Here is a 19,095-nt window from a genome sequence, read left to right as displayed (position 1 = left end):
GCTTGACGGTTAGAACACGAGCCTGTGCCCGTTACTCGTAGCATCTTCTTCGCTCGGCTTTTGGCAAGCTACCACCCAGGACTGTGAATCGTCCAGATCAGCAACCGTTTCTGGGGGCGCTTTGTCTGGGATGCATCGCATGCCCCGTTGCTAAGCGGGTTTTCATAGGCGATCCTGTCGCCATCGTTCGCAGTGGCCTACCGACCGTACCGCTGCAAGGTCTTGAGAGCACGGAATGCTTTGCACGGCATGTCAGTCGACGATCGAAGCAAGCGACAGCCGCTGCCCCAATTGCGGTGCAGGCGTGAGCCGCTCCGATCCCGACAGTGAACGACGGTTTGTCACAATTCTCCGGGCCGATGTCGTCGATTCCACCGGGCTTGTTGCAGAGCTCGATCCGGAGGAGGCGGTCTCGCGCCTGGAGCCAGCCCTGGCCGCTATGCGGGGGGCGGTTCGGCAGTTCGGCGGTATCGTCAGCAAGGAATTGGGCGACGGCCTTGCCGCCGTGTTCGGTGCCCCCATTGCGGACGACAATCATGCGCCCTTGGCCTGCCACGCTGCGATAGAATTGGTTCGGCGCGTCGCGAGCCTTGGTGATCCCGGGCTTCAGGTCCGGGTTGGTCTCCACTCCGGCCATGTCGTTGCCTACATGGTCGCCAGCGAGTTCTCCAAGGTCTACGAGATCGGCGGCGCGGCCCAGCATTTGGCCGCTCGGCTGGAGGCGACGGCTGAGGCGAACCAGATCTGCGTCTCCGAGGCCTGCCAGAAGCTCGCCGACGGGCATGTCCGCTTTGAATCCTTGGGCGGAAAATCACTGCGCGGCTTCAGCCAACCCGTGCCGGTCTATCGGATCGTGGGCGCGAGCGACTTGTCAAGCTGGCGGGTGCGAAGGGCTCGCAGCGTCTCCCGTTTCGTCGATCGCACGACCGAGCGCGCGCTGCTGGAGCGCAGTGCGGGAAGCGCCGCGACAAGCCGGCAGACAGTGCTGCTGCTGGGTGATGCTGGTATCGGCAAGTCGCGGTTGGCGCACGAGTTTGCCCAGCAGCTCAAGGCCGATGGCTGGAGGCTGATCGATGCCGAGTGCAGCCCGAACCTCCAGGGTGCCCCCTTCAGCACACTCAAGCGGATTTTGCTGTCGGCCATGGACGCGGCTGCAAGGGAGCCGGACAGCCCGGGAGATATTCGACAGGGACTGCCATCGATTCAGCAAAGTGCGCTCGATGCAGTGCTCGATCTCCCCATATCGAATTCGCATTGGGATGAACTGGAGCCTCATGCACGGGGACGAGCCATCTCCGATGCAAGCTGTGCCATCGCCGGAAGCCTGGCAAATCGCGGGCGAACGGTGCTCCTGCTGGAGGATCTGCACTGGATCGACCGGGCGAGCGACGGCGTCGTGGCTGCCATCGCGTCGTTGCAGGCGGCCGGCCTTCTCGTGCTTTTCACCTCCCGGCCAAATGGCATGCCGGTCTGGATTGCGCGCTGTCAGGCCGAGATCGTCGCAATGCGGCCCCTCGACGACGATTCGGGGCTCGCCATGCTGGCAGACATGCTCGGCTCCTCCGAAACCAACGCGGATTTGAAGAGCCGGATCATTTCTCATACCGCCAACGTTCCTCTGTTCATTGAGGAGGTCTGCCGCGGATTGAAGGACAGCGGCACGCTACGTGGCCAATGGGGCGACCTCGCACTCGTGCGTCCGATCGACGAACTCGGCATTCCCACAAGTATCCAAGGCGTGATTGCAGCACGCCTCGATCGGGTGTCGAAGCAGGAACGGTCCGTTTTGCAGATCGCCGCCAGTCTGGGGCCGAGATCGAGCGAAGTCATGCTGCGGAAGATCGCGGCCCTGCCCGAGGATGCTCTTCAGGGATGCCTCGTCGCACTCGATCGCGCCGAGCTACTGGTCAGGATCGACAGCGAATTGGAAGATGCGCTGGAATTCCGGCATGAAATGGTCCGGCAGGTGACCTACGACTCCATGGTCGAAAGGGCGCGCGAAGACATCCATGCGCGCATTCTTTCGGCCTTGGAAGGCGGCGAGGTTGGAGCCGACGATCCAGACAAGCTCTGCTATCATGCCACGCGAGCGAAGGATTGGACCAAATCGTTCAGCTACGGCAGAGCCTCGGGGCGCAAATGTCTTGCGCGGTCGGCGTTTGTCGATGCGGCTGACTATTTCGAGATCGCGATGAAATCGCTGGATCAGACCCCGATCTCTCCTTCGAGAGAAGCGAACGCCGTGGATGTTCGCATCGAGGCGCGTGCGGCGTTTATCGCCTCCGGCCAGATCGCCGACTGGTTGAATCTTGGCAAGGAGGCCGAGCGCCGCGCCGACGCGATCAACGACATCGGACGGAAGGTCGCCGCAATGACCGTGATGGCTGCCGCACAGAATTTCTACGGCACCCCGCTCGAAGCAGTTACGATTGGTGAGGAAGTCGTGCGCCTCGCGGAGGGGGCGGGCAATCCGGGTTGGCTCAATGCCGCGCAATACGGTCTGGGCCAAGTGTACTTCCTTGCCGCACGCTATCGTGAAGCTGACAGATTGTTCGCGCGAGCCTGTGCCCAACTGGCGGGGCCGGAGCCGAGTGCTCCTTTCGGCACGACACCGAAGCCTGCCCTGTTACTTTGCTGCATGATGAACAGCGTCACCCATACCGTCATGGGCGAGTTCGACACCGCCGAGCAGCTCCAGCAGCAAGCCGCCGCGATCGCGGAGGAAACCGGTCGCCCCTACGACCGCGTCGCCGCGGCCTATAGCGGCGGGTGGCTGATGCTCGGCCGCGGCGAGCCGGCGGCGGCCGCGGCCATTCTCGAGGATGGTTTTGTCCTGGCGCAGAAGCACGGCATCCGGCTGTTCGTGCCGGTGCTCGCCTGCCATCTCGGCATGGCCTATCTGGAGCAGGGGCTGTTCGACCGGGCGCGCGGCATGCTGACGGAAGCGCGCGAGGAGGCGAAGGCGGTCGGCTATACCTCGGCGGTGCTGCGCAGCTCGATCTACCTGGCGCTCGCCACCCACCGTCTGGGCGACGTCCAGGCCGCGCAGAACATGCTGCGCGAAGCGCGCAACACCGCGCGGCAACAGGGGTTCTCCGGCCTGGAGGCGGAGGCCCTGTTCGGCGAGGCCGTGGTGACGCCGCCGTCGGATGCGGAGGCCAAGGCGGCCATCCTTGGCGCCCTGCGCGCGGCCATCGCGATCGCCGCCGAGAGCGGCGCGCTGCCGCTGCGGCACAAGGCCGAGGCGATGCTCAACGAGATGCAGGCGACCGATGACGAGCTCAGCTGACGGCAGCGGCGGCCGGGCCGCCATCGCGGGCCAAATCTGCCCGACGCGTCAAATAAATTCAGTAGTCGTTGCAACGACTTAGCTACTGTGCATGGGGTTGTTTTTGCCCTTTTATTTTGGAGGGCCCCCATGGTGCAGCGCGGAGGAGGGCCCGCTGGTGCGGCCCGCTCCGATGACTATGCCCTTGCACGCGCAGCAAGGTCGGCTACCGTCGGCCCTGGCCACACGGCCAGGCGACTTTTGATTTCAATTTTTTAGCATCCGATTTTCCGGCGCCGCGACGGCGCGACGCCCACCGAACGAGGCGGGGCCATGATCACACGGGACCAGTCAGCGCTGCTCGCGCCGGTCGAGCGCGACCTGCGGCTCGATCTCTTCCGCGGCATCGGTCTGTGGATGATCTTCCTCGACCACATCCCGCACGACGTCGTGGCCTGGCTGACCTTGCGCAATTACGGCTTCAGCGACGCCGCCGAGTTCTTCGTCTTCATCTCCGGTTACCTGGTCGGCTGGATCTACGGGCCGATCGTCGCGGGCGGCTGGTTTGCCGCGGCGCTGAAGCGGCTGTGGCGGCGCGCGGTCGAGATGTATGTCGCCCACATCATGCTGTTCCTGCTGTTCACCGCACAGATCGCCCGTACCGCGCGGCGCTTCGACAATCCGATGTACGAGCACGAGTTCAACGTGTTCAATTTCCTGTCGCATCCGGACGAGCTGATCGGGCAGGCGATCCTGCTGAAGTACAAGCCGGTCAATCTCGACGTGCTGCCGCTCTACATCACCCTGGTGTTCGCCTCGCCTTTCATCGTGTGGTGCCTGGTGCGCCGGCCGAACCTGACGCTCGCCGCATCCGTGGTGCTCTACGTGCTGTCGCGCTGGTTCAACTGGAACATCGCCTCCTATCCGCCCGGCACGACCTGGTACTTCAACCCGTTCTGCTGGCAGCTGATGTTCGTGTTCGCGGCCTGGTGCGGCATCGGCCAGATCGACAAGGTCGCGAGATGGGTGTGGTCGAAGGCGGCGATGGCGCTGGCCGCGGCCTGGCTCGCCTTCGCGCTGCTGATCGTGATGACCTGGCACGTCCCTGCGCTCGAAGCCCTGATCCCGAAATGGATGATCAAGGCGATCTACCCGATCGACAAGACCGACCTCGACATGCTGCGCTTCACGCATTTCCTGGCGCTGGCGATCTGGGTGACGCATCTCATCTCGCGCAAATGGCGGACCCTGCACGGGGCCTGGCTGCGCCCCGTGATCCTCTGCGGCCAGCATTCGCTGCCGATCTTCTGCCTCGGCGTCTTCCTGTCGTTCTCGGCGCACTGGATCCTGACGCAATACACCAAGGGCGTCTGGGAACAGCTCGCGGTCTCCGTCGTCGGCATCGTCATCATGGTTGCAGCCGCCTGGCTGCTCGACCGGACCGAGCGGGTGCCGAATCTGTTCGTGAAGGTGACGGAGATCGAGGAGGCCGACACCGTCCTGGAAAGCGCGCCCGCGGACAGGTCTGCCGTGGCGCCCGCGGGTCATTGAGGATCGCCGGCCTGCATTTTCGTGGAGAGATCCAACGGAGAGGTTCATGTCCAGACTTGTGTTGACGATCGCCGGCGCCCTCCTGCTCCTGATCTCCGGTGCATCGGCGCAAGCACCGTCGCCGGAAGCGATGAGCGCGGCGCGCAAGCTCGTGGTCACCTTGAAGATCGCGGATCAGTATCGCGCGCTGTTGCCGCAGCTCCTGCTCAAGCTGAGGCCCGTGGTCGCGCAGGACAGGCCGGAGATCGAGCGCGACTATGACGCAGTGACGGCACCCGGCTCCGAGATCTACACCCCGGCCCTCACCTCGATGATCGACCAGGTCGCCGCTCTCTACGCCCAGAGCTTCAGCATCGACGAGCTGCGCCAGATCGAGGCCTTCTATGTCCAGCCGGCCGGGAAGAAGCTTCTGGAGAAGTCGGATGCGCTGGCGCAGGCAAGCGCGCAGATCGGCCAGGACGTCGGCCAGAAGACGGCCGACGAGTTGAAGCAGCGCCTCATCGAAGCGTTGCGCCAGAAGGGGCACAAGCTCTGATCTCAATTCTTGCGTAACTGCGCCGCGCTCGCTGGCTGATTTGACGCGGCCGGCGCCCGCGCGGCTCGACGTGTTCTTGGGGCCGCAAATCTATCTCGGCGCCTCCGGCGTGATCACGGGCAAGCCTGCGGCCGACAACATCCTCTCATTGATCCAGGCGCACAAGGTCACGTCGTTCTTCGCGCCACCGACGATCTGGATCGCGGGCAAGCGCGAGCTGCGCCAGCGCTTCGTCGGCGGTGAACGCTCGACAAGGCGATCCAGAAGAATTTTGGGACTTGACGCATTCCTCTTCTCGCTCTCCCGCAAGAACAGGGAGAGCGAAAAAGGACGCCTCAATACTTCTTCACGTGGGCACCGAACGCGAACCACAGCGCCATCGACGCGAGGCCAAAACCGCCGAGCAGCAGGAACGTCGGGCCGTAGCCGATCCATTGCGCGATCCAGCCACCAAGCGCGGGACTGAGGCTCGCGCCGATGCCCTGCACGGTGATCACGGCACCCTGGCCGAGATTGATGCGGCCGGTGCCGTTGAGCGCGCGCGCGACCATGCCGGGGACGGCAACCGTCTGGAGTCCCGTGCCGATGCCGTCGAGCACCTGCATCGGTACGACGCCCCACCAGCCCGTGACGAAGAAGGCGAGCACGCCGCGGATGGGCAGGAACATGAAGGAGACGAGGATGACAGGCCAGTAGTTGCGCTTGCTCGCCGCTTTCATGGCGATCAGCGACGTGATGATCATGACGCCTTGCGCGATCACCACGGTGGTCGCGACGAAGCTCGGGCCATTGGCTTGGCCTTCCGCGACCGCCGCCAGGCCATAGAGCGGAACGATGGCGGCATTGCCGAGATGAAACAGCGCGAGCGCCAATGCCAGCACCAGCAGCGCGCGGTGCTTGAGCAGCATCGTGAACGCGTCCGGCGCGCTGTCGGGATCGTCCTCCTTGCTGCCGCGCGCAGCGCGATCGTCGATCGCCTTGGCCGGGATCATCATCACGCAGGCGATCGCGATGGCGCCGAACACAGCCGCCAACACGAACACCGAGACGTAGCCGAACTTGTAACCCAGATAGCCCGACAGCGCGGCGCCGACCATGTTGCCGGCGTGGTTGAAGGCCTGGTTGCGGCCGTTGAGCGCGTTGAAGCCCTTCTGCTTGGCAATGCCGAGCGTGATGCCTGTGACAGCCGGCACGATCGCGGCGCTCGCAAGGGATTGTGCGACTTGCGAGAACGTCACTGCCCAGAAATTCTGCGAGATCAGGATGATCGCGGACGCGAGCACCACGCAGATGCCGGGAATCACGACCCACATCCGCTTGTTGCGGCTCGCGTCGATGAAGCCGCCGATCGGCGTCGTGATCAGCATGCCCGCGACATTGCCGATGGTCATCGCGGTACCGATCAACCCGCTCGCCCAGCCGCGCTCCTGGAGAAAGACGCCGACGAAAGGGCCGATGCCCGACTGCATGTCGGCCATGAAGAAGTTGAGAGCGAACAGGGGCCAGATACGAGACGAGGAGGGGGACCGCGATGTCATCGATACCAAAACGTGGTCTCAGCCGGGATACGGCGGGTGGGACATGATCCTTTCAGCCAATCGTTCTGGCGCGGACGAGAGTTTAACGAGCGCTGATCGGGTTGGTTCCAGGTTTCGCCCGGTCGGCGGGCCTTGCGGTCACGGCCAGCAATTCCCTATTGACGTTGCATCGTCTTTGTCGGGAGTACGGCATGCCCCTCTGGACCTGCGAAACCTGCGGCGCGCAATTTCCGGGCGAAAATCCGCCAACGTCCTGTCAAATTTGCGAGGACGACCGGCAATTCGTCGGCTGGAACGGCCAGACTTTCCTGACGCGCGAGGCGCTCTCGGAACGTCACCGCATGGTCTGGCGCGACGATCTCGGCCTGACCGGCATCGCGCTCGAGCCAAGCTTTGCCATCGGTCAGCGCGCGCTGCTGGTGCCGCTCGCGGACGGCTGGCTGATGTGGGACTGCATCCCGCTGGCGACGCCGGAGGCGATCGCGCATGTGCGGTCGCTCGGCGGGTTGAAGGCGATTGCGATCTCGCATCCGCATTATTATGGCGCGCTCGCCGACTGGAGCGAGGCGTTCGGGGGCGTGCCGGTCTATTTGCACGCCGATGATCGCCAATGGGTGACGCGTCCGCATTCCTCGATCGTGCACTGGACCGGCGAAAGCCATCGCATCTCCGACGATGTGCTGCTGCTGCGCACCGGCGGTCATTTCGCCGGCGCCACCATGCTGCACCACGCGAGTGGTGCGGACGGCAGGGGTGCGCTGCTCACCGGCGATATCGCGCAGGTGACGATGGATCGCCGCTTCGTCAGCTTCATGTACTCCTATCCGAACTACATGCCGCTCAACGCCGCCGCGGTGCGACGGATTGCGGCTGCCATCGAGCCGCTGGCCTTCGACCGTGTCTACGGCGCCTGGTGGGATCGCAATATCGCCGCAGGCGCCAAGGCCGCATTCGCGGCCTCTGTCGCGCGCTATCTGGCCGCCATCGCATGAGCCGGCGCGAGACCGCATTTATCTTGCTGGTCCACAATAAATGGACTATAAGTACAGTTATTAAGCGTGACGCGACGATGCGTCTGCGGGACCGGCATGATCGATGCATCGCTGTTTCCGCGGCGCGCTTGCCGCGTGAGCGGGAGTTCGGTCCATGACGGCAGGGCGCGACTACGAGATCTTCGAGGCCGGCGACGTCGCGCTCCGGTCCGGGGTCGTCGTCCCTTCGCTCAAGCTCGCCTACAAGACCTACGGCACGCTCAGTCCGGACAAGGACAACGTGATTCTCTATCCGACCTCGTTCAGCGCGCAGCACGCCGACACCGAGTGGCTGATTGGCCCCGACGGGATGCTCGACCCTACGCGGTACTTCATCATCATCCCGAATCTGGTCGGTAACGGGCTGTCGTCCTCGCCGTCGAATACCGCCGCGCCGTTCCCGATCCTGACCTATCACGATGCCATCGCGGTCCAGCACCGGCTGCTCACCGAGCGGTTCGGCATCTCGAAGCTTGCCCTGGTCTATGGCTGGTCGATGGGCGGCATGCAGGCCTATCACTGGGCGGCGCTGCATCCCGATATGGTCGAGCGGGCGGCCGTCGTCTGCGGCAGTGCCCGCTGCGCGGCCTATAATTACGTCTTCCTGGAAAGCGTGAAGGCCGCGCTGACCGCCGACCCCGCCTTCCGCGACGGCCGCTTCGCCGAGAAGCCCGTCGCAGGCTATCGCGCCATGGGGCGCGTCTACGCGGGTTGGGCGATGTCGCACGGTTTCTATCGCGACGAGATCTGGCGCGAAGCGGGCTTCACCTCGCTGGACGACTATCTCGCCCGCAGCTGGGACGCGGCGTTTGCCCGGCGCGATGCCAACGATCTCCTGGCGCAGATTGGGATCTGGCAGAACGGCGATATCAGTCGCTGCGCCACATTCGACGGCGATTTCGATCGCGCGCTCGGTGCGATCACGGCGCACATGCTGCTGATGCCCGGTGCGACCGACCGCTATTTTGACGTGCGCGACAACGAGGACGAACTCGGCCGGCTGGTCAATGCGCGCTCTGCGGTGCTGCATCCGATCCCGTCGCTGCACGGCCATCGCGCCGGCAACCCCGTCAACAATCCGCGCGATCAGGCCTTCATCAAGGCCGAGATCGCGGAGCTCCTCAGCAAGTAGGACAGGCATCCGATCATGAACGACGCAACGATTTCAGAGTCCGGCCATCGCTTGAAGCCGCTGGCGCCGACGATGCTGCGGGAATTGTCGGTGCGCTCCAATCTCAGAGCTGCCGCGCAAAGCCTCAGCCATTACGGCCTGGTCGTACTAGTCGGCGCGCTGATCTGGAGGGTCTCTTCGACCTGGGGTGTCTTTTGGGCGCTGCCGCTGATAGCGGTGCAGGGCTATCTCGTCGCCTTCCTGTTCATGGCCGTGCACGAGACCGCGCACAAGACGGCGTTCAAGAGCCGCGGTCTCAACCTCGTGGTCGGCTACCTCTCGGGTTTCATCATCGGATTGCCTTACGAATATTATTGCCTGTTTCACTGGGACCATCACCGCTACACGCAGGATCCGGACAAGGACCCCGAACTGGTCGTCGGCGTGAAACCGAAATCCGACACGCAGCTCGCGCTCGCCTATAGCGGCGTGCTTCAGGTCGCCGGACGCCTGCGGCTGATGCTCGGCCATGCCGTCACCGGCAAGGTCGTCGTGCCCTGGATTCCCGAGAACAGGCGCGCCATCATCGTCACCGAGGCGCGCGCCTATGCCGCGCTCTATGCGTTGCTGCTCGTTCTGTCCTTGTGGTTCTCGTCGGCGCTGCTGCTCTGGGTCTGGATCGTGCCGCTGATCATTGGGCAGTTCTTCCTGCGGCCCTATCTCTACGCCGAACACACCGGCTGCGAGCGTACCCGCAGCGCATTCCAGAACACCCGCACCACCTACACCGGCGCAATCGTCAAATGGATCGCGTGGAACATGCCCTATCATGTCGAGCACCACGCCTATCCCTCGATCCCGTTCCACGCGCTGCCAAAGCTGAACGGAATCGTCGACGGCGAGATCGTCCATCGTGGCCGCGGCTACATCAGGACGACGCGCGAGACCTGGGCCTGGTTTCGCCGGCAACGTCAGGGCGGCTAGCGGAAGAAAATTCGACGCGCAAAGGCCCCGATCGCGGTGCGATCGGGGCTTTGTCGTGAATGCGGCTGATATCAGTAGATCCCGTACGCGCACACGTTCACGACGCGGACGCGCAGGCCGTGGCGGGTCTGGACCACGCGCTCCTGATAGCAATTGTTGACGCCGCTGTTGACGTAGACGCCGCCAAAGCCCCAGCTGGGACCCCAATGATGGTGGAAGCCGTGGGCCGACGCGGCGGTGGGGGCGAGAGCGGCAACGCCGAGCGAGCCGGCGGCGATCAGACCAAGTGCAAGCTTACGAAACATCATTATTCTCCAGTGTGGCGCAAGGGCCGTTGTTGTGTCCCTGCATCTCGGTCGAGCCGAAACGCGGATGCGTTCATGCAGGCAGGGGAGAATCGTGTTTCAGGAGTGTTTCGTCGGTCGCGGAGCATTGCGCCGCCGTCCTCTTTTCCGCGCCGCGCGATAGCGCACAGCCATCGCCTCTGTCAGCTCGGTCATCTTCTCGCGCAGATCGGCCGGCTCCAGCACTTCGGCCTCGGGCCCGAGCCGCAACAATTCGGCCGCGGCATGCCATGACGTCTTGCCGGTCGGCACTCTGGCAATGCGCCAGCCGTCAGCATCTGCGGTCTCTTCGAGCTGCGTACGCGCCCTGACGTAAGGTTGGCTCAGTGCATCGAGCAGTTTCACGCCGAAGGGCGACAGCCGGACGACCGCCACATTGGGATGCATCTCGGCCTCGAGACGCAGCGTTGCGTCCCGCCAATAGCCGGCGAGATCGAAGCCGGCGGGCCGCTCACAGCGATCGTCGAGCGCCATGCAGTCGAGCACGCGCGCGACGCGATAGGTCCGCACGCTGCCGTCGACCAGACCTGCGAGATACCAGCTGCCGCCTTTCAGCACGAGACCGAGCGGCGCGACGCGGCGGTGCTTCTCGGCGCGCCAGCTCTGGTAACGGATTTTGATCAGTGTCCCGCGCAGGGTCGCGGCAGCGATGGTGCGCAGATGCTTTGGCTCTTCCGCCTCGCCGAACCAGCCCGGCGCGTCGAGGTGAAAACGCTCCTGCATCCGGCTGGCATCTTCGCGCAAATTGGCGGGCAGGGCGGCCATCAGCTTGTTCTGTGCGGCGATCATCGCCGCATCCAGCCCGAACGCCGCCGCCGGGCCCGGCAATCCCGCCAGAAACAGCGCTTCCGCCTCGCTTTGCGACAAACCATTCAGCCGCACGCGATAACCGTCGAGCAGGCGATAGCCGCCCTCCGCACCGCGGTCGGCATAGACAGGGACGCCGGACGCCGCGAGCGCGTCGATGTCGCGGTAAATCGTGCGCACCGAGACTTCGCAGGCCTCCGCGAGCTCGGGCGCGGTGACCTGCCCCTTGGCCTGCAGGGTGGTGAGGATCGACAGCATCCGGCTCGCGCGCATGATCCTTTAAACCATACCTGACACAGGATGTCAGGTATGGTCCGCTACAACGCCATCGCCAGCCGGCCAGATGGAGACCGCTATGACCGATCCGAACCGCATCACGTTATATTATTCGCCGCAAACCCGGGCCACCGGCACGCGGGTGCTGCTGGAGGAGCTGGGAGCGCCCTATGATCTTCATGTCCTCAACATGAAGGCCGGCGCGCAGCGCCAGCCGGCCTATCTCGCCATCAACCCGCTCGGCAAGGTGCCGGCGATCCGCCACCAGGGGCAGCTTGTGACCGAGCAGGTCGCGATCACCATCTACCTCGCCGATCTGTTTCCGGAGGCGGGGCTGACGCCTGCGCTGAACGATCCGCTGCGCGGCCCCTATCTGCGCTGGATCGCCTATTACGGCTCATCCTTCGAGCCGGCCCTGATCGACAAGTTCATGCAGCGCGAGCCGGCACCGATCACGCAATCGCCGTATGCCGACTATGACATCATGCTCGGCGCGCTCGAGGCGCAGCTGTCGAAGGGACCGTATCTGCTCGGCGAGCGCATGACGGCCGCGGATGTGCTGTGGGGCGTCGCGTTCAGCTGGACCATGATGTTCGGCATCGTGCCGAAGAAGGATGTGTTCGTCCGCTATGCCGAACGGATGACGGCGCGGCCGGCGTTCCAGCGTATCACTGCGGCCGATGCCGAGATGGCTGCGCATCATGCTGCGGCTGCTGGAGCGTGAGCGGCATGCATCGGTGAACGACGGCGCGCACCTCAAATCCGGTGTCGTCCCGGCGAAGGCCGGGACCCATAAGCACAGGATTACGTTTTGCGAAGACCCGGAGTTACCAGTTCGCCCTACAACTCCTTCCTGGGAGTATGGGTCCCGGCCCCCGTGCGCAATTGCGCACTAGGCCGGGACGACACTGAGGGTGTGGCGCGCTGTTGCGAAATAATGTCCATCTCACTCAAAACCGAGGCAGTCGTTTTTCCGCGAACGCCTTGATGCCTTCCTTGATCTCGTCGCCGCGCATGCTGTCGCGGTGACGGTGGTCGGCGGCTTGCTGGTCGAGTTCGCCGCGGGCAAATTCGTTGATCGCGCGCTTCATGCCGCGCATCGCCTGCGGAGCGTTGCCGGCGAGGATGTTGGCGAGCTTGTCGACCTCCTCGTCCAGAAACTCGACCGCCACCATATCGGTGAGGTAGCCGATCCGCAGCATCTCCGGCGCGCTGATCTTTTGCGCGGTCAGGAACAGCTTCTTCGCATTGTCGACGCCGAGCCGCGTCACATAGCGTTTGATGCCGCTGCTGTAATAGTGCAGCCCGAGCCGGGCCGCGGGCATGAACATCTCTGCGGTGTCGACGCCGATGCGGAAGTCGCAAGCGAGCGCGAGGTCGGTCGCGCCGCCATAGACGCCGCCGTTGAGCCGGCAGATCGTGGGCACGCCGAGATCCTCCAGCCGGTTGACGACGACCTCGAACGCCGAGCCCGCGCTCTGCTGCTCGTTGGCACTGACGGCACGCTCGGCAACGGAATTGAGATCGTAGCCCGCGGAGAAGGCCCGTCCCGTGCCGGTCAGCACCAGCACGCGGATGGCGGGATCGGCCTCGACCCGGTCGAACAGTCTGACCAGCTCGCCGAGATCCTCGGCCTGGAGCCGGTTGAGATGTTGGGGCCTGTTGAGGCGAATGGTGGCGCGTGCGCCGGTGATTTCGAGCACGGGGCCAGAGGCCGCGTCGGTGATATCCGACATTCTTGTCTCCATTTATTTGTTTTCGAGCGTGCGCCGCTTCGCCTCTGCATCGATGGTCTCGGCGAGATCGGGATGCCGTGCCATCAGCACGCGGAAGTCGACGAGGTCGAGCACAAGGAGCCGCGACACCTTGGTGGTCGAGACATTGGCGCCGCGCAAATTGTTGCCGAGCAAGGCCATCTCGCCGAAGAAGGCGCCGTCGCCGAGCTGCACCTTCTTGCCGGGCAGGTCGACCTCGACCTCGCCGGCGGCGATGAAATACATGCAGTCGCCCTGCGTACCCTTGCGGATGATCATGGTGCGCGCCGGCAGCTCCATGGTGCGCAGCATGTGGGTGACGTCGGCGATGGCGGCCGGCCCAAGCGCCGCGAAGAACGGCACCTTGCTGACGGATTCCCAGGTCTTGAGGAAGTTGTCACGCCGGGTCTCGGCGGCAAAGCCGGTCGCCAGGATGCCGGTCCAGAGGCCGAACACACCGAGGCCGGAGATCATCACCAGCGCGGCCACCATGCGGCCCAGCGGCGTCACCGGCACGACGTCGCCATAGCCCGTCGTCGTCAGGGTTGCGACGGCCCACCAAAGTGCGGCGGGGACGCTGCCGAAAGTCTGGGGCTGCACGTCCCGCTCCAGGAAATATTCCGCGACCGAGGCCAGGAAGACCACCATCAGGAAGATCACGAGCACGCTGACCAGCGGTCCCGATTCCAGCACCAGCACGCGGCGGAGCTGCCGCAGGCCGGGAATGCCGGGCACCACCTTCAGCACCCAGAGCACGCTGAGCAGCCACGCCGTCCTGGGCTCGATCCCGAGAATCAACGCGGCCGGCACAGCCAACGCTCCGACCGTGTCGACCAGCCCGGCGGAGGAGGACATGTAGAGTGCAAGGCGCCCCTGTCGCGCCATATGGCGTAGCCGGACCACCCATTCGAACACGAAGTAGACGAGGCAGGTCCAAAGCAGGGCATCGACCCAGCGATGCGCTGTCTCATAGGCCGGGTTGACCGTCAGCAGCACCATGGCGAGCACGCCGACGGCGACGGCCACGTAGGCCGCCCTGGTCATGTTGCGGCCGGCTGTGGCGGCCGCGAACTGGGCCATAGCGGAGATCAGCGGCTTGGACATGCGGGACGGCGGCTCGGTTTTGTCTTTGCGGTCCCCGGCTGGAACCTCGGTGCCAAAGTGCCTGCCCGGGCCGAGGTCGTCAACGACGGGCGCGTCCGCCGGCCACGCGCCGCTACTTGAAATGCGGCGGTTCGTCGTAGCCGCGACGGCTGCTGAAGAACAGCAGCACCATTAAGCCGATGCCGACAACAACGGAAAACCCGGCCCCCAGCGCCAGCGCCACATAGCCTTCCGTCGGGATCGGCTCGCCCTCGACCGTCATCGCGGAATAAGCGAAATAGCCAACCGCCGCCAACATTCCCAGCAGGAAGATGATGAGGAGTGCACGCATGGCGCGGTCTCCGGTTGATCCGAGAACAAACGGTTGTGGACGGGGACGGTTCCCGGACTAGGGCCCCCCGGTCGCTCGGCCCGCCGCAGGCGGGCGTCTCGAAGGATGGCCGCAGTCGAGCTTCGATAGGTCAGGCACTCTGAGCTGTCTTCACCACCACGACATTGCTCTCGTCGTGGTGGGGAGGGGCCACATCCTGAGCTGCCTTCTCGCTCTCGCCGGCATGGCGCTTGAGGTAGTCGCGGCGCATGCCGATCTCGTCGCGGACGAATTCGTAGCCGAGCTTGAACGTGTCGAGCCCGTCGGTACTGATCGTGCCGTCTCTGAGGCCGATGACGGCGCCGCGTAAAATGCCTTCCAGCTCGTCCTGGAGATATTCGAGCTGGTCCAGCGAATGAGCGTGTTCGATCCGCTCACCGATGTCGAGAATGGCGGTGGAGAGCTCGCTCGCCTTCTCCGGCGCGATCCGGGTGATCTTGGCGTAGATCGCGGCGAAGATCGAGCCGATGACGCTGAGCGCGGCAGCGCCCAGATACATCAGGTCGCTGTACTTATCCATGAACGACTTGGTGTCGTCGTTGATGTAGTCGGCCGCCCCTTGATGCGCCATCACGAAGGCGTCCTTCTCGACGGAGGCGGGCTCGATTCTGCTGGCAAAGCCGCTGTCGAGCCCGAGCGCGGACTTGTTCTCGTAGACGGTGCGCGCGAGTTCCCCGGCCGCCGTCGGCGACATCCTGGATTGGGCGACCAGCAACCATTCGAGACCGATCGTGTCGAGATCGTCGTCGGGAATTTCCGGCGATGCAGACAGCGTCCCCGCCGTCAGCGTCTCGCTGGAAATGCCGGGGATCCTGCGCGCCAGCGCTTTCGCCTCGTCGATCGCGTTCAGTGTGAAGCCGCCACGCCTGGCGACCTGCTCATACGCCTTGTCCCGCACCGCCCGCGAGGCGTGAACGATGGCGACGACCGCGCCAAAGCCGCTCGCCGGCGCGAACAGCTTGTCGAGCGTTGCGCCCTGCGGCGCCATCTGGATCTTCGCCGCGTCCGGACCGTCGGGAATGTCGAGGATGCCGCGGACGAAGGCGAGCGAGGATTCGCTGTCGGCGAGGACGGCGACCTTCTTCTTCTTCAGCTCGGCGAGCGACTTGATCTTCTTGTTGCCGGGCCCGAGCAGCAGCACGAGATCGTGCTCGAGGATCGCGAGCGTGCGTGCCCGCAGCGGCACCTTGGCGTCGGTGCGGAGCACCGCGAGGTCGGCCTGCTTGCGGTCGAACTGGGCGATCGCCTTGGCGTTGTCGGCGTTGTTGACGATCTTGATCCGGAAGCGCGAGGCGTTGTTCTTCAGGACGGCGGCGAGCTTGGCTGCGAACAGCGCCTCATCGCTGTTGGGCGCGCCGACGGCAAAGGTCAGCGTTTCCGAATTGTGCACCAGCATGCGGCCGCCCCAGACGGTGGCAAGCGACAACAGCAGGGTCAGCACGACGTAGAGGAAGACCTGCTGCTGGTTGGTCTTGATCACCTTGGGTCGCCAGGGCGGTGGCTCGATCGGCGATGAGGTCGGGCCCTCAGTACTCATGGCAGCACTCTGGCCTTATGCTTCCGGTGGCGGGCGGCTCGCGGATGTGATCGCTGCGGTCGCCCTGCAATTCGTAAACGTCTGAAAAAAGAACGATATTCTCTACCGGCGATGATAGCGCGCAGCCCGCGGAATGCAAATTCCGAGCCGAAGGTAACCTTACTCAAGTCGGCCGCGGCGATTGGCCATCCTATCACCAGTTAGCCACAGTTGGCGATTTTCCGGTTCCCCCCGGCTGCATTCCGCCGCGGGAGGTGTCATAAATCGCAAGTCCCGGCGATTTGACCGGTCCAGGAAGAGATTGCGCTGAACGCTCCAATTCTTCTTGTCACGTCAACGAGGGCGCCTTGTCGTTTCCACCCCTGTCATCGGCGGTTCCGGTCGAAGCCCTCATTGGTTGGATGTTGCTGCTGACGTTCAAGCACATCATCGCCGATTTCGTCCTCCAGACCGCCTGGATGGCGCACGGCAAGGACCAGAAGCACGGCTGGGCCCTGCCGCTCCTGGTACACTGCCTGGTTCACCTCGCGGTTGCGCTGCCGCTGATCCTGATCGTGGCGCCGAAATTCTGGTTCGTGGCGTTGATCGACTTCGTGATCCACATCACGATCGACCGCGCCAAGGGCCTCGTCTCGGCCAATTTCGGCGTCGACCTTGCGCATCCCTGGTTCTGGACCCTGATCGGTGTCGACCAGGCCCTGCACCATCTGACCGGCTTCGGCCTCTCCATCTTCATGGCGGCGAACTGACGGACGACGGCCCTCTGAAGTGGCTGTCGGGCCTGCATGGTTCGAGACGGCGCTTCGCGCCTCCTCACCATGAGGGTGAGAATCTTTCAGCAGAAAACAGACCTCACCCTGAGGGCACGCCGAAGGCGGGCGTCTCGAAGGATGGCCACAGAGAAACCCTTTCCAGCCCATTGATTCGCTGCCCACGCGCAAGCACCCCGGGCGACTACCGGGCAGCGTGGTTAACCTTTCATTAGAGAATTGCACTGCATCTTCGCCCACGAGGGAGAACTGCAATGTTTTCAAGCCGCGATACCTTTGAAGGCGATTCGTGCCCGGTCCGCGACGAGCTCCTTGGCGAGATGTACCGCGCCAGCGAGAGTGGCCTGCCGAGGTTGGTTGAAAGTGTTTCCCCAGACGCGCGCGCCAGGCTGGCGCTGTTCTGCTATCGCCGCAGCCATTTGCACTCGCTGGCGGTCGCGATCGCCGGCAGCTGTAACGAGCGCGACCTGATCGAGAACGGCGGCCGTGTCGGTTCGACGCTCTACGCGCTCGCGCGCGAAGGCGCGGCGAAATCCTCGCCGTCGCTGTCCGGTGGCCGCAAGCCGATCACGCTGTCGACCAAGCCGCTCTCGGTGCTCGCGCCGCTGGACGACGAGATCGACGACGAGATCAGTGAAGCCGTCCCGGCCTAAACGCTCGCGATAATTGGCAGCCCGAATTTCCGTCGCGCCATCGCGCATTCGGCATCACCCGGCATGCATGTGCGGCACACCTCCGGCCGCACTGCGTAGATGCCGCACGCGGTCGCTTTTCCAATTTCTCCCTGCAACGCCGAACAGCGATCGCCTTCGCAGCGCATGCCGGATTGACGCGCATTGACGAGCGCTTCGGGAATCGCGGCGAGCTCCTCGTCGCTCTCGATCGAGAAGCGAGGCCAGTTTGCCGAATAGCCGCAGCAGGCGCCGCAACTCTGGCAACAGCTCGACAGGTCGACGGGGGCGTTCTCGTCCATCGTCACGTGTCCTTCACGTATCCTTGGGCGGGCCCCAGACCAGGCTTTGCCGCCATTTCGCGCGCAGCACGTCGCGCCTTTCAGGATATCTCTCGTCGGGATAGCTCGCATCCACCACGCGGTCAGTGCGGAAGCTGCGGAAGTCGCCGCGCAGCTCGCACCAGGCCGCGAGCAGGCGCACGGCTTCGAGATAGCCGATCGAAATCGGCCAGATCATGCGCTCGCTGGCGCGGCCCTGCTCGTCGCGATAGCGCAGCATGATCTTCTTGCCTTCGTGGATCTGGGTGCGCGTGCGTGCCATGTCCAGGCGGTCCGGCTCCCTGTTCCAGCTCGGGCGGGCCCGGCTTGCCGGCTCCAGCACGAAGGGACGCAGGCGTTCGGGGACAGTGTCGGCGATCTTGGCCATCAAGTCTTCGGCCGCGCGCGCCAGCGCGGGATCGGCATGGCCGGCGACCCATTGCGCGCCCAGCACCGCCGCCTCGATCTCGTCCGGTGTCAGCATCAAAGGCGGCAGGTCAAAGCCCTTCTCCAGGATGTAGCCCATGCCGGCTTCACCACGGATCGGCACGCGTTGGCCGATCAGCGTGGCGATGTCGCGATAGATCGTGCGCTTCGAGGTCTCGAGCTCGGCCGCGATGGCGTCCGCCGTCAGCGGCTTACGCGTGCGCCTCAGCACCTGGATGATTTGAAACAGCCGGTCGGCGCGTCTCATGACGGGTCTCTTATCGGTGGTTTTTTCAGAAGGTAGCGCGCGGCTGCTGACAGGATGTTGGCAGCAGGGGAGTTCTATACCGGGTCAACACGTCGACTGAAGAGGATTTGTCCATGATCATTCCAACTCATTTCGGCCCGGCCGCTGCGCTGTGGCGGACCCAGCCTCTACGGGTCCAGCCTTTGCAAGTCCTGCGTTTGCAAGTCCGAGCCTGGTACGCATGGGCGTTCGGCCGCCTCGTATCGCTTGATCTCATGGTCCTCGACCTCCGCCTTGCGCTCGCGACCGTGGTGGCTCGCTTCCTGGTCCAGGCCGCGGACGGGCTGGTTCGTCATGTCATGGCCCGCGCCTGGCGGGGGGCCCGTTTCGCAGAAGATATCACGGCTGCTGCCACCATGGTGGCAGCAGCCCGCGGCTAAGTTCCCTCAAC

Annotated in this window: 19 protein-coding genes; 10 read left to right on the top strand and 9 right to left on the bottom strand. The window is 64.4% G+C overall.

From position 1 onward, the window contains the following. Nucleotides 1-235: 235 nt before the first annotated feature. The 3 genes from ABIB90_RS06500 to ABIB90_RS06490 all read left to right on the top strand — a co-directional run bounded on the left by ABIB90_RS06500 (nucleotide 236) and on the right by ABIB90_RS06490 (nucleotide 5,354). Entirely contained in the window at nucleotides 236-3,289 is a 3,054-nt protein-coding gene (locus ABIB90_RS06500; RefSeq protein WP_354200470.1) for an ATP-binding protein, read from the top strand. A gap of 312 nt (nucleotides 3,290-3,601) precedes the next feature. Then, nucleotides 3,602-4,819: an OpgC domain-containing protein gene (locus tag ABIB90_RS06495; RefSeq protein WP_354200469.1), complete on the top strand. Its 1,218-nt coding sequence runs from the start codon at nucleotides 3,602-3,604 to the stop codon at nucleotides 4,817-4,819. Between the two features lie 46 nt (nucleotides 4,820-4,865). Beyond that, the gene (locus ABIB90_RS06490; protein ID WP_354200468.1) at nucleotides 4,866-5,354 is read left to right on the top strand and encodes a DUF2059 domain-containing protein; all 489 of its coding nucleotides are present in this window, start codon (nucleotides 4,866-4,868) and stop codon (nucleotides 5,352-5,354) included. Between the two features lie 335 nt (nucleotides 5,355-5,689). On the opposite strand, the gene ABIB90_RS06485 is transcribed toward ABIB90_RS06490, so the two are convergent. Beyond that, the gene (locus tag ABIB90_RS06485) at nucleotides 5,690-6,892 is read right to left on the bottom strand and encodes an MFS transporter (RefSeq protein WP_007599621.1); all 1,203 of its coding nucleotides are present in this window, start codon (nucleotides 6,890-6,892) and stop codon (nucleotides 5,690-5,692) included. Between the two features lie 191 nt (nucleotides 6,893-7,083). On the opposite strand from ABIB90_RS06485, the gene ABIB90_RS06480 reads away from it, so the two are divergent. The 3 genes from ABIB90_RS06480 (at nucleotide 7,084) to ABIB90_RS06470 (ending at nucleotide 10,018) form a co-directional block, all read left to right on the top strand. Further along, nucleotides 7,084-7,884, top strand: a complete 801-nt coding sequence (locus tag ABIB90_RS06480; protein ID WP_354200467.1) for an MBL fold metallo-hydrolase — start codon at nucleotides 7,084-7,086, stop codon at nucleotides 7,882-7,884. A gap of 154 nt (nucleotides 7,885-8,038) precedes the next feature. After that, complete coding sequence (locus ABIB90_RS06475; protein WP_354200466.1) at nucleotides 8,039-9,055, top strand: alpha/beta fold hydrolase; 1,017 nt, start codon at nucleotides 8,039-8,041, stop codon at nucleotides 9,053-9,055. Between the two features lie 15 nt (nucleotides 9,056-9,070). Further along, nucleotides 9,071-10,018, top strand: coding sequence for a fatty acid desaturase (locus tag ABIB90_RS06470; protein WP_354200465.1), 948 nt, complete (start codon nucleotides 9,071-9,073; stop codon nucleotides 10,016-10,018). 71 nt (nucleotides 10,019-10,089) lie between these two features. Here ABIB90_RS06470 and ABIB90_RS06465 read toward each other — a convergent pair whose 3' ends face one another. Together ABIB90_RS06465 and ABIB90_RS06460 are read right to left on the bottom strand one after the other, a co-directional pair. Continuing rightward, complete coding sequence (locus ABIB90_RS06465; RefSeq protein ID WP_007599629.1) at nucleotides 10,090-10,323, bottom strand: hypothetical protein; 234 nt, start codon at nucleotides 10,321-10,323, stop codon at nucleotides 10,090-10,092. A 99-nt stretch (nucleotides 10,324-10,422) separates the two neighbouring features. Continuing rightward, nucleotides 10,423-11,442, bottom strand: coding sequence for a helix-turn-helix transcriptional regulator (locus ABIB90_RS06460; protein WP_354200464.1), 1,020 nt, complete (start codon nucleotides 11,440-11,442; stop codon nucleotides 10,423-10,425). A gap of 82 nt (nucleotides 11,443-11,524) precedes the next feature. Here ABIB90_RS06460 and ABIB90_RS06455 point away from each other — a divergent pair, with 82 nt between their 5' ends. Then, the gene (locus tag ABIB90_RS06455) at nucleotides 11,525-12,169 is read left to right on the top strand and encodes a glutathione S-transferase family protein (RefSeq protein WP_354200463.1); all 645 of its coding nucleotides are present in this window, start codon (nucleotides 11,525-11,527) and stop codon (nucleotides 12,167-12,169) included. A 226-nt stretch (nucleotides 12,170-12,395) separates the two neighbouring features. On the opposite strand, the gene ABIB90_RS06450 is transcribed toward ABIB90_RS06455, so the two are convergent. The 4 genes from ABIB90_RS06450 to ABIB90_RS06435 all read right to left on the bottom strand — a co-directional run bounded on the left by ABIB90_RS06450 (nucleotide 12,396) and on the right by ABIB90_RS06435 (nucleotide 16,210). Continuing rightward, on the bottom strand, nucleotides 12,396-13,181 hold the full coding sequence (locus ABIB90_RS06450) for an enoyl-CoA hydratase/isomerase family protein (RefSeq protein WP_354200462.1): 786 nt from the start codon (nucleotides 13,179-13,181) through the stop codon (nucleotides 12,396-12,398). Nucleotides 13,182-13,193: 12 nt separating this feature from the next. Beyond that, a complete protein-coding gene (locus tag ABIB90_RS06445) occupies nucleotides 13,194-14,303 on the bottom strand; it encodes a cyclic nucleotide-gated ion channel (RefSeq protein ID WP_007599633.1) in 1,110 nt (369 codons plus the stop codon). A 112-nt stretch (nucleotides 14,304-14,415) separates the two neighbouring features. Beyond that, the gene (locus tag ABIB90_RS06440) at nucleotides 14,416-14,634 is read right to left on the bottom strand and encodes a hypothetical protein (RefSeq protein ID WP_007599638.1); all 219 of its coding nucleotides are present in this window, start codon (nucleotides 14,632-14,634) and stop codon (nucleotides 14,416-14,418) included. 130 nt (nucleotides 14,635-14,764) lie between these two features. Continuing rightward, nucleotides 14,765-16,210, bottom strand: coding sequence for a TAXI family TRAP transporter solute-binding subunit (locus tag ABIB90_RS06435; RefSeq protein ID WP_354200461.1), 1,446 nt, complete (start codon nucleotides 16,208-16,210; stop codon nucleotides 14,765-14,767). Between the two features lie 401 nt (nucleotides 16,211-16,611). Between ABIB90_RS06435 and ABIB90_RS06430 the strand changes: the two genes are divergently transcribed. Both ABIB90_RS06430 and ABIB90_RS06425 read left to right on the top strand, forming a co-directional pair. Continuing rightward, on the top strand, nucleotides 16,612-16,959 hold the full coding sequence (locus ABIB90_RS06430; protein WP_018458457.1) for a DUF3307 domain-containing protein: 348 nt from the start codon (nucleotides 16,612-16,614) through the stop codon (nucleotides 16,957-16,959). A 275-nt stretch (nucleotides 16,960-17,234) separates the two neighbouring features. Further along, the gene (locus tag ABIB90_RS06425) at nucleotides 17,235-17,633 is read left to right on the top strand and encodes a hypothetical protein (RefSeq protein ID WP_007599645.1); all 399 of its coding nucleotides are present in this window, start codon (nucleotides 17,235-17,237) and stop codon (nucleotides 17,631-17,633) included. On the opposite strand, the gene ABIB90_RS06420 is transcribed toward ABIB90_RS06425, so the two are convergent. Both ABIB90_RS06420 and ABIB90_RS06415 read right to left on the bottom strand, forming a co-directional pair. After that, nucleotides 17,630-17,953, bottom strand: coding sequence for a YkgJ family cysteine cluster protein (locus tag ABIB90_RS06420; protein ID WP_007599647.1), 324 nt, complete (start codon nucleotides 17,951-17,953; stop codon nucleotides 17,630-17,632). The genes ABIB90_RS06425 and ABIB90_RS06420 overlap by 4 nt on opposite strands. A 13-nt stretch (nucleotides 17,954-17,966) precedes the next feature. Next, complete coding sequence (locus ABIB90_RS06415) at nucleotides 17,967-18,665, bottom strand: helix-turn-helix transcriptional regulator (RefSeq protein ID WP_007599649.1); 699 nt, start codon at nucleotides 18,663-18,665, stop codon at nucleotides 17,967-17,969. A gap of 113 nt (nucleotides 18,666-18,778) precedes the next feature. Between ABIB90_RS06415 and ABIB90_RS06410 the strand changes: the two genes are divergently transcribed. After that, on the top strand, nucleotides 18,779-19,084 hold the full coding sequence (locus ABIB90_RS06410) for a hypothetical protein (RefSeq protein ID WP_354200460.1): 306 nt from the start codon (nucleotides 18,779-18,781) through the stop codon (nucleotides 19,082-19,084). The last annotated feature ends 11 nt before the right edge of the window (nucleotides 19,085-19,095 follow it).

This window comes from Bradyrhizobium sp. JR4.1 (assembly GCF_040548605.1).
GTDB lineage: Bacteria > Pseudomonadota > Alphaproteobacteria > Rhizobiales > Xanthobacteraceae > Bradyrhizobium > Bradyrhizobium canariense.
This window is presented reverse-complemented; position numbering and strand designations above follow the sequence as displayed.